The organism is Chromatocurvus halotolerans (assembly GCF_004340525.1).
Taxonomy (GTDB): domain Bacteria; phylum Pseudomonadota; class Gammaproteobacteria; order Pseudomonadales; family Halieaceae; genus Chromatocurvus; species Chromatocurvus halotolerans.
In genome coordinates this window covers 1-9,233 of record NZ_SLWX01000031.1, presented here as the reverse complement: position 1 = coordinate 9,233, position 9,233 = coordinate 1, and the positions used below count along the sequence as shown (strand labels likewise).

Sequence of the window (9,233 nt, the reverse complement as noted above, 5' to 3'; positions counted from 1 at the left end):
CAGACTTATCCACAGACGCCTAGATATACTGGGCACCCGTAACCCGGGTCAGAATTGGATGGAAATCCTGGGTCAGTTTTAAACGGCAACCAACACAGATGGCCACGTGGACGCTGATGAGCGCGCGCTAATCACGCAGGAGATTGATGGTCTTGGCGCGGATGATGAACTGCATAACTGGATACAGCAGCAGTTCGATGCCCCACTGGATGCATCAATGGTGGCAAGCCAGGCGGACTCTCCACAAGCGGCGCGTGAGATGTATCTGGTCAGCGCTGCCATCGTTGATGACCAGAATCCGATGGAGCGAGCGTGGCTAGACCAGCTCGCAGCCGCGCTGAAGCTTCCGCCCGGCATGCCAGAGGAACTTGACAGACAAGTTCTGTCGCCCATTCAGTAAAACCAGGCCTCGTCTTGAGACCTGTATACCATGAGGTGGGGTCAGCGGGTCACACGCATCTCCACTGTTTCAGGAGTGTTCACCAATCGAATACGCGGTGGACGCATTCCGGCTCCCCTCCCGTTGAAATCCTTTAGTGCTCTCAGCGGCCCTGCGAAGAATCAATGCCACGATGGCGTTACCAGTTACGAATGCACTTATCTTCCTCCTGAGCATAACCGTCATTGCATCGCCACTCATCTCCTGAGTAATCGAGATGCGCATTCTGCGGAATATCGATATCAATGCACTCATTGCCAGATTTCATGTAGCCACGAACGCATTCCCATTGATCACCAGCTGCGGTCAGATAAGCATCATCAGGAACTACGACTTTCACACACTTGCCTTCCACGGCTTGGTAACCGCGCGAACACTGCCAGCCGCTACCGTCATCAGTGTAGGTTGGGAATGCATTCTCAGGAACTACGATCTCAAGACATTTGGCATCTTCCTTCCCATAGCCTAATTCGCAGCTCCAGCCTTCCGCACTTGCGTCGTCGAGATAAGCATGCCTTGGTACCTTTATCGGCTCGCATGTTGTTTCTGTCCTGCGGTATCCCCGGCGACAATCCCAAGAGTCACCGTATGCTCCGAACGTCAAATAGCCATGTTTTGGAAGGTGAATCTTTTCACATGCATTATTGATAGAACGAAAGCCTCTTTTACAAGACCAGCCTCTATACTCAATAGGATCCAGGTACGCATTTTCAGGAACTCGTATCTTCACGCAATCATCACCGTCTTGCCGGTATCCGCGATTACACTCCCAATCGTTGCCCACTGGAGAAATATAAGAATGGTCGGGCAGCTCCAGGGCTTTACACTGGCCTCCCTCCTCTTGATACCCAAAATCACAGTCCCACCCTTTACCATACGGCTCTGGATGAGCATTCGGCGGCAGTGACTGCTTATCTGCGGCCATCGCGAAGCCATTCAGGCAAAAGACAAGAAAAAGCGGTGAAAAAAACAGATAACGCCGATTCTTGATGTTCATAATTCTCCTCTCACTACAACAACCGCAGCGGTATGCCGGCGCACAAGAAACACAGCAATGGTCGACAGAGTAGCGCCAGCAAAGTTCACACCCGTCTGCGCGTGGCACGCTAGATGCAGCAAAACTTGAGAACAAGTTGGCTGTGTTTGAATTCGTCGCTCAGGTCGAGAGATGGAACTTCTCACCTCACACCTGTCGTAAGCGATGAGGGCGCTAGTCATAGATCGCAACCGAAGATGCATCTTTGAAGCGCTTGCTGGAGGCGGTCAACACATCGGTTTTACCACTCTGGGTATGGGGGCCGCCAAAAGAAATTAGTCACTGGAGGACTTATGATACGCACGTCAACAGCTTTACTCGCAGTACTTGTAGCAGGTAGCGCGACGTGGGCCAATGCAGCGCCTGCGCCCTACTCGCAACCCGATGATTCGTACGTGAATATCGATGGTACGGTCGACGATGTAACAAAAGACTCGTTTACCTTGGACTACGGGCAGGGTGTGATCACGGTCGAATTCGACGATGGTGATCGCGACGCAGACGCCTACAAGCTTGTCGAGGGCGATCAGGTCAGCGTCGCCGGCGTCATCGACGATGACTTCTACGAGATGGCGAAGATCGAGGCCAGCAGCGTCTATGTCGAATCTCTGGGCACGTATTTCTATGCGAACTCCGTTGACGAAGAGGACCCTGTCATCACGGTGAACACGCCACTCGTGATTTCCAACATGACGGTGCAGGGAACAGTCTCGAGTACGGATGACGAATCGTTTGCACTGGATGTTGGTGCACAAAAGCTCACCGTGGAAACGGACGATATGGTCTATGATCCGCTCGACGACGAGGGTTATCAGAAGATCGAAAAGGGCGACATCGTGAGCGTCACAGGCAACATGAACAATGAACTTTTCGATGGGCGTGTGCTGGAGGCGGACACCGTAACAACGCTCTTCAATAATCTTGAAAGCTAGCGCTTCGGACTCGTGGCTACGGGCCTGCTCGTGGCCACGAGTTTTCCCCACCTCATAAACAAATCACTTGACGATAATCTTCTACCTTGCAGTTCGTTTAAGCAGAAACCAATCACGGTCTACTTGTCATCATTCCGTCTTAATACTGTCATACACTCCGGATTTCGGTTAATAGGAGCGTTATGTGCACGAACTGAACAGACTGGACCCATTGAGCACCGACAGTATTCTGGAACCGAGCGGCGGGCCCCGAGACGACAGACCCGAACTCTCATCTGACTTTGTTCTTTCCAGGCAAGGGGTCTGGCTGAGGAAGAACTGGACGGATGCCACGTTCAACTTCTGCTACCGCGGTTCCTACCCCACGCTATTAACAGATTATCTTTCGAAGCAGACCAGGGAGTTTGCGTTTATCGACGTCGGGGCAAACCAGGGGCTTTACTCGTTGATCGCAGTTCAGTCGCCATGGTGCACGCAGGCCCTGGCCTTTGAGCCAGTGATGAAGACCTTTGCACTGCTTGAAGACAACATTCGTGCGAACGCAAATGCCAGCAAGATAACAGCATTCCGCTGCGCCGTCTCCGATAACGTTGGCGAGTGCCCCATATCGATCAAAGTCGGTCACAGTGGTGCAGCTACCCTCAGGAAAGCCCCCTCGAAACTATTGCGTGGGAGCGAGATGATACAGACAGTAGGACCGGCGTGGCTCGGAGAGCGCAAACCCGGTCACCCTGCGATAATCAAAATTGATGTAGAAGGTCATGAAGAAGTGGTTCTACAAACCCTCGGCAAAGCCGGATATCTGAACACGGCATTCGCAGTGTATTACGAGGTCGACGACCGGTGGAGCAATGCAGCCCGGCTTCAGGAAATTTTGGTCATGCATGACTTTCGCTTCTTTGCCCGGACCCGATCAGGCAAACACTACGATGTACTCGCAACACGCCAGAAGGTCGAGGTAGACGGTCCATGATAAAAACGCTTCTCGCGCACATTGCGATGCTGATAGGCCTTTGCGGCCCGGCTAGCGTCTTCGCAGACACTGAGGCGACAAGGTTCGGCTGGGTGGAATTTATTGAAATTCAACCCTGGGGCATCAAGACCAAGGCGAAGCTCGACAGTGGCGCTCTGACTTCGGCAATGCATGCAGTGGACCTTGCAGAATTCCAGCGCGACGACGATAATATCGGCAGATAAAGCATTGCGTGCGATGAGCAAGTTGGGATGGTAACGCTTACTGCGGTAATGCGCGGTCAAGGTTTATCAAGCGGACTCTGATTTGCTCAGAAAACGAGTGCCACCACCATCGGCATCGAGCTGGCAGATAGCGCTTGGCGCGCCCTGATTATCCAGCATGAGCAAACCGATTCCCGCACGATTCCATAACCGCTCACCCGCCTCTCGCCCGGTCGGTAATCGCGGAGTAATGCGCATGCGGCGGCGCTTGGTAAGCCAGTTAAGCGGCGAGCGCGGTGCATACAGCCATCGATTCAGCCGGTCCAGCATTTCCAGCAGACCATCCGGGAATTCATTCTTGATACCGCTGCTGGTGATCTGCCAGATGCGTGGACTGTCAGTCGCGCGACGCAGGCGTATATCGTAGGCGAAGGAATAATGCACGTCCCCGGACAGAATGACGAAGGTCTCAGGGGTCCCGGTATGGCCGAAGATATTCAAAAGGACGCTGGCGGTACCACGATGGGCCATCCAGTTTTCCGCATCCACCACCAGCGGCTTGCCAAGAAAGGTGAACACCCGCTGCACGACTTCAATCAGCTTGACACCGAACACGGGCGCTGGCGACACAACAATTACCGCATCCTCTCCGATTATCGACTGCTGGAACGCCGACAACGCTTCCCAGTCCATCAGGCCGGACGGTCGACCCGGGGACTCTTCACTGCGCCAGCGGTGAGTGCGGGTGTCGAGCACGACCAGAGGCGGCGATGTGGGCAGGATGTAATGCCAGTTATTGAATCGTAGCAGTTCGTCGATCACCGCGTTTTGACACGAACCAGAGAGAAATCCGTCTGCATCGATTTCCTGCAGCAGATTCGTCACCCGCGGCATGACATCGACAAAGGCCTCGGGATCATTGCCCCAGCCCTGGCAGAGCAGATAGCCAATCAGTGCATTACCGATAATGCGACGCGAAAACAGGTGCTCGTAAACTGTCCTCTCCCACAAAGCGGAAAGGTTCCAGTCATCGGTAATGTCGTGATCATCAAAAATCATGTAGGTGGGAATATGTGCCAGTGCACGGGCCGCGCTGGGTAGGTCGGCAACGAACGCCTCCACGAGTTCCTGCTCCTCCCGGTACGTTGCCACATCCTTGGGGCTCTCCAATAGGGGTTCCTGTCGGATGACCAGCCGCCAGCAAACGGGTGACCAGACCAGAAGGTACATGGCGATGATTTCTGACAGGGAAATCAGGTGGTTCCGTGCATTGGCGGTGGTGAATACCGGCTTTCTCGCTCCACCAAAGAAGCGCTCAAGCAGCGCTACATTGCGCTGTGTGTCGGGCAGCAACTGATGCCGTTGGTAGTAAGTCTGTGAGTCGCTCCGCAGGGCCCGGCTGTCGGCCACATCGGCTTCCGCAATCCATTCATCAAACAGCCCAAGCCGCTCAATGAGTTGGTGTATCGCGTTCAGCATCGGACCGGCGACGTCGTCCGCGTAGATCTGGTCGCCTGTCAACATCAGCAAGGCGGGACGCTCACTGACCGTGTCCCCCGCGGCAAGAAGTTCGGCGTCGACCCGCGCCAGACCGTCACCGGCCGGATGATGGGGGCGCCGGCAGGAACCGTGAAGGACCCGATCCAGGCGGTCTTTGACCACATAATCCGGCCGACGCGCACCAGGTCGGCATAAGTGGGGTGCCCAGTCTCCAATCCACCTGACCGAGCCTTCCTCGGCCCCGGACGCCATACCCAGATCGTATCCCGTCAGAACGCCCTGGGACACGAGCCCGTCAAACTGGATGTGGATTAAGTGCAGAAAAGCACGTATTCCCACGGGCATGACCTGGACCTCCTCGTCACGCAGGCGTCGCTCAACAAGTTTTCCGTTCTGGGCTATTCGCAGTTGAAATTCGGTGAGATCCGACGTCACCAGCCAAAGCACGAGGCTGTCGGCGGTCGCCCGTCGAATGATGGGACCGGCGAGTACCGGCGGGAGAGCACGGTCGGCAATCGGCTGCTCGACTGCGTCATCAGTCAGGCCCACAGGTTGTCTCGCGGAACACACGTCAACAATGACCCGCTCCGCCACTCCTTTTTGTATTCACGAAAACTTCGTCGAACACTAGAGTATTTCAATCCCTTCGCATTTGTAGGCACCGATAAAAACATCATCCTGCAGGATATCGCCATCGAGGTTGAATGCAAAAAAGTATGTTTCTGTGCGATCGCCCACTTCCACACTCTTCAAACCAACGCACTCTTCCGGGTGTCCTGGGACAATCTTGAATGTGGAGACCCCCCGCTCGGGGATGTGGTCTCCCATCGGAATCGCATGAATCTGATCATAATCCTCATTGGCGACAATGAGCACATTCGCACCCCGATACCGATCGTCAGCGTGCTTTTCATAAGGCTCCAGCGATATTTTGCGTGGAAAGAACAGCCACTCGCGACGAAACGGGTGCCATTCTGCCGCCTCATGGATCACATAACCATCCTCCCCAACACCCACGACATCGCGCATCCGTTGATAGTAGTGGCTCCAGTCCAGACTGGTCAGCCCATAATCACGATCCAGAACCTTCACCCATTCTTCGGCATCCATTTTTCCGTGGCTCCCGATGATCAGTTGCTCTCCCCACAGTGTCGCCCATTCGCTTTTGAAGCCCTTGAACAGTTCATCACCGCAACCGGCCATCAGGATGTGTCTCGGGACCAGCTGATTCTGCTCGCGAATCTCGCACACCAAACCGGTGCGATCATCAAACGTCAACAGACGCTCGCCGAACATGACCAGCTCGGAAAACTCGGCGCCGCGACCACCCTCGGCAAGAAGGCTGATCAGCTGGTGCTCACCACCCTCCTCCTCAGGTATATCCTGCAGCTCATAATGGATTTGGCCGGTAGACCGATCGACCTTCCTGAACAGTTTGTCATGTCGCAACGTAGAGGCCCATGCGACTTGCCCGTTTTCCAATTCCAACTGCGATGCATCGTCTTCGTCAGTAATAATCGCCAGAGTGTATTCAGATTTACTGTTGTCGTAGCGCTCGAGACGCTGGATATCCGCACCATGGCTCTGCATTGCCGCAGGCTCCCCGTCACTATGGATTGCCAGAAAACCGTAACATTCATTGCCTCGTCGTTGCGAGGAGGATGGATTCGGTATTCACTGGGGCGGCGAGCGCGCACCGTCAGCAAGTATCGAACCCGGGCAGAAATTGGGTGTCCTATTGGATAGGCGTCGAGGGTCCAGTCGACGATAGCCGCAATACTCAACGCGGTGAACCGCGCGACCACCCTCCGTTCAATAATGTTGATACATTCCTAAATTCTGGCCTACCGGACGAGAGACAGTGCTGGAAACGCTTGCCGGCCTGAGGTTTCACGAGAGTCAACCTGCCATGAGAGCAACCATTGAGCACTTCAACACCCGACTCAGAGGCGCTACCGATGACCGACGCTGCATCAGACACCACCGAACTCGATCCAACGACCTTACTTTCAGGCACCGAGCCCTTGTTCCTGGTCATGAACAGCGCGTCCGGGAGCCTGGATGGACACGAAACCCGAAGCACGATTGAGCGCGTGCTCTCAGAAAGTGGTAAATCCTACGAGCTGATGCAGGTCAACACGGGGTCGCAACTGGTTGAGACCGCCAGACGTGCCGTGGATCTCGCCCGGGAGCAGTCCGGGATCGTAGTGGCCGTAGGCGGCGACGGAACGCTGAACGCCGTGGCCAATGAGGTACTTGGCAAAGACGTGCCGATGGGGATTCTGCCCCAGGGCACTTTCAACTATTTTGGTAGGATGTACGGTATCCCACAGGACACCGAAGCCGCCCTCGCCTGCCTCCTTGATGCAGTGATCCGGCCTGTCGATGTCGGCTTACTCAACAGTCATGTATTTCTGGTCAATGCCAGCATCGGTCTGTATCCACAGCTTCTGGAAGACCGCGAGACCTACAAGCGCCGGTACGGCCGCAGCAGACCCGTGGCTCTCTGGTCAGCCCTGGTCACGCTGATGCGAGCGCATCGCTCACTGCATCTGCAGATTGACCTTGAAGGAAAACCCCGGCGCGATGTGCACACGCCCGCACTCGTCGTTGACAATAATGCTCTTCAGCTAAAGCACATGGGAATAGATCGGGTGGGCGATATCGAGCGGCATCATCTGGTCGCCATGACGTCCCGTTCCCGAGGTACGCTCGCGCTTTATGGCTTGCTCATAAGGGGCCTGCTCAGCCGTCTCGGCGATGCCGAGAATGTCGAAAGCTTCAGCTTTGACACCATGACCGTCCAGCCGCGCCGCGGTCGCGCTCGCATGAAGGTAGCCATGGACGGCGAAATCACCCGGATGAGCGCCCCCCTGGAGTTTCGCATCTCACCAGATAAACTGCCCCTCCTGGTACCACGTGATCCGGCGATGGAAGAACATCCATGAGTCGCGTAATGCAGATTTCTGATCCCCATTTCGGCACCGAGAAACCGCATGTCGTGCAGGCTTTACTACGCCTTGCCAGCGAGCAACAAGCGGACGTTACGCTGCTCAGCGGCGATATAACCCAGCGGGCAAGGCGCGCCCAATTTGCCGCCGCCGGCGAATTTATCCGACAGCTGCCCGGACCGGTATTGGCAGTGCCGGGCAATCATGACATTCCACTCTTCAACCTTATAGCCCGCTGGTTGAATCCCTATGGCAACTACCGGCGCGCCTTCGGTGAACAGTTGGAGCCAGAATACGAGAGTAAGGACCTGTTGCTGCTCTGCCTAAACACATCGCGCCCGGAGTGGCACAAGGATGGCGCGGTCAACAGCGCGCAGATCGACCGCGTTGCCCAGAGACTCAGGTCGGCGCGACCGGAACAGCTGCGCATGGTCATGCAGCACCATCCCGTGCGTGCGCGCGAAGAGTCCGACCTGACAAACCTGCTGATAGGCTATGAGGAGGCTGTGCCGACATGGGTCGATGCGGGACTCGATCTGCTGGTCGGTGGGCATATTCATCTACCCTATGTCTGGCCGTTACGCGGTCACGACGGTGACGCGGGCCGCCGGGCCTGGACTGCACAGGCGGGTACGTCGCTTTCATCGCGGGTGCGTGGCGGCATTCCCAACTCGGTCAATCTGATCGAGCACGCCTGCGAGCAGGAGCAGCACACCTGCTGCGTTGAGAGATGGGACTATTGCGCCCGGCAGGATCTCTTCATGACCGTGCACAGCCATACTTTGGTACTCAGTCGCGGCGATTGAGCCTGCCCACGGATCAGGCGACCATGTTGGGTGGAAGCGATGGCACGATATCCACCACAGCGAAGGTCTCCAGTGTGATCCAGACGACGAACGCCACATACAATCCGAGCAAACAGATGGATTCAATGCGGGACAGGATCATGTGCGTCCGCATCATCAGAAACAGAGCAACGGTGGCCAGTGTAAGGATCGCCAGCATGGGAGCAGCGATGGAAAAGTTGACCACGGCGGCACCTGCAATCAGCACGCCGATGGGAATGCAGACCAGCAGATCAAAGGTGTTGCTGCCCAGTACGTTGTAACCGTTCATTCTGAGGCGTTCTATTCTATCCGCTAAGCCAGCGGTACCGTTCTCCTGGTCGACCACAGGAGAACACGCATGACAGCTTCCAT

Annotated in this window: 9 protein-coding genes and 1 pseudogene; 6 read left to right on the top strand and 4 right to left on the bottom strand. The window is 55.6% G+C overall.

Features of this window, described 5'->3' with window-relative positions; genetic code table 11:
* Positions 1-97 precede the first annotated feature (97 nt).
* Positions 98-400: pseudogene (locus tag EV688_RS17135) on the top strand (DUF533 domain-containing protein); the annotation flags it as partial.
* 178 nt (positions 401-578) lie between these two features.
* Here EV688_RS17135 and EV688_RS17130 read toward each other — a convergent pair.
* Complete coding sequence (locus tag EV688_RS17130) at positions 579-1,436, bottom strand: hypothetical protein (RefSeq protein WP_131917723.1); 858 nt, start codon at positions 1,434-1,436, stop codon at positions 579-581.
* A 434-nt stretch (positions 1,437-1,870) separates the two neighbouring features.
* Between EV688_RS17130 and EV688_RS17125 the strand changes: the two genes are divergently transcribed.
* The 3 genes from EV688_RS17125 to EV688_RS17115 all read left to right on the top strand — a co-directional run bounded on the left by EV688_RS17125 (position 1,871) and on the right by EV688_RS17115 (position 3,604).
* Positions 1,871-2,407 carry a DUF5666 domain-containing protein gene (locus EV688_RS17125; RefSeq protein WP_117319719.1) on the top strand — a complete coding sequence of 179 codons (537 nt, stop codon included), beginning with the start codon at positions 1,871-1,873 and terminating at the stop codon, positions 2,405-2,407.
* Positions 2,408-2,591: 184 nt separating this feature from the next.
* Entirely contained in the window at positions 2,592-3,380 is a 789-nt protein-coding gene (locus EV688_RS17120) for an FkbM family methyltransferase (RefSeq protein ID WP_117319718.1), read from the top strand.
* Complete coding sequence (locus tag EV688_RS17115) at positions 3,377-3,604, top strand: putative ATP-dependent zinc protease (RefSeq protein ID WP_117319717.1); 228 nt, start codon at positions 3,377-3,379, stop codon at positions 3,602-3,604. The genes EV688_RS17120 and EV688_RS17115 overlap by 4 nt, the downstream gene beginning before the upstream one ends.
* A 66-nt stretch (positions 3,605-3,670) precedes the next feature.
* Here EV688_RS17115 and EV688_RS17110 read toward each other — a convergent pair whose 3' ends face one another.
* Positions 3,671-5,632: an alkaline phosphatase D family protein gene (locus EV688_RS17110; RefSeq protein WP_205686748.1), complete on the bottom strand. Its 1,962-nt coding sequence runs from the start codon at positions 5,630-5,632 to the stop codon at positions 3,671-3,673.
* Between the two features lie 78 nt (positions 5,633-5,710).
* Positions 5,711-6,673, bottom strand: coding sequence for a hypothetical protein (locus EV688_RS17105; protein WP_117319716.1), 963 nt, complete (start codon positions 6,671-6,673; stop codon positions 5,711-5,713).
* Between the two features lie 368 nt (positions 6,674-7,041).
* Between EV688_RS17105 and EV688_RS17100 the strand changes: the two genes are divergently transcribed.
* Together EV688_RS17100 and EV688_RS17095 are read left to right on the top strand one after the other, a co-directional pair.
* Positions 7,042-8,031 carry a diacylglycerol/lipid kinase family protein gene (locus EV688_RS17100; protein ID WP_117319715.1) on the top strand — a complete coding sequence of 330 codons (990 nt, stop codon included), beginning with the start codon at positions 7,042-7,044 and terminating at the stop codon, positions 8,029-8,031.
* Complete coding sequence (locus tag EV688_RS17095; RefSeq protein WP_117319714.1) at positions 8,028-8,840, top strand: metallophosphoesterase family protein; 813 nt, start codon at positions 8,028-8,030, stop codon at positions 8,838-8,840. The genes EV688_RS17100 and EV688_RS17095 overlap by 4 nt, the downstream gene beginning before the upstream one ends.
* A 13-nt stretch (positions 8,841-8,853) precedes the next feature.
* Here the strand turns inward: EV688_RS17095 and EV688_RS17090 are convergent.
* Positions 8,854-9,233: hypothetical protein (locus EV688_RS17090; RefSeq protein WP_207895412.1), on the bottom strand; the 380-nt coding region annotated here is incomplete at its 5' end.

What these genes read in the sequence shown, in the direction of transcription:
- EV688_RS17130 (WP_131917723.1), bottom strand. Translation starts at nt 1,436, where the DNA reads ATGAACATCAAGAATCGGCGTTATCTGTTTTTTTCACCGCTTTTTCTT.
- EV688_RS17115 (WP_117319717.1), top strand. Translation starts at nt 3,377, where the DNA reads ATGATAAAAACGCTTCTCGCGCACATTGCGATGCTGATAGGCCTTTGC.
- EV688_RS17105 (WP_117319716.1), bottom strand. Translation starts at nt 6,673, where the DNA reads ATGCAGAGCCATGGTGCGGATATCCAGCGTCTCGAGCGCTACGACAAC.
- EV688_RS17100 (WP_117319715.1), top strand. Translation starts at nt 7,042, where the DNA reads ATGACCGACGCTGCATCAGACACCACCGAACTCGATCCAACGACCTTA.
- EV688_RS17095 (WP_117319714.1), top strand. Translation starts at nt 8,028, where the DNA reads ATGAGTCGCGTAATGCAGATTTCTGATCCCCATTTCGGCACCGAGAAA.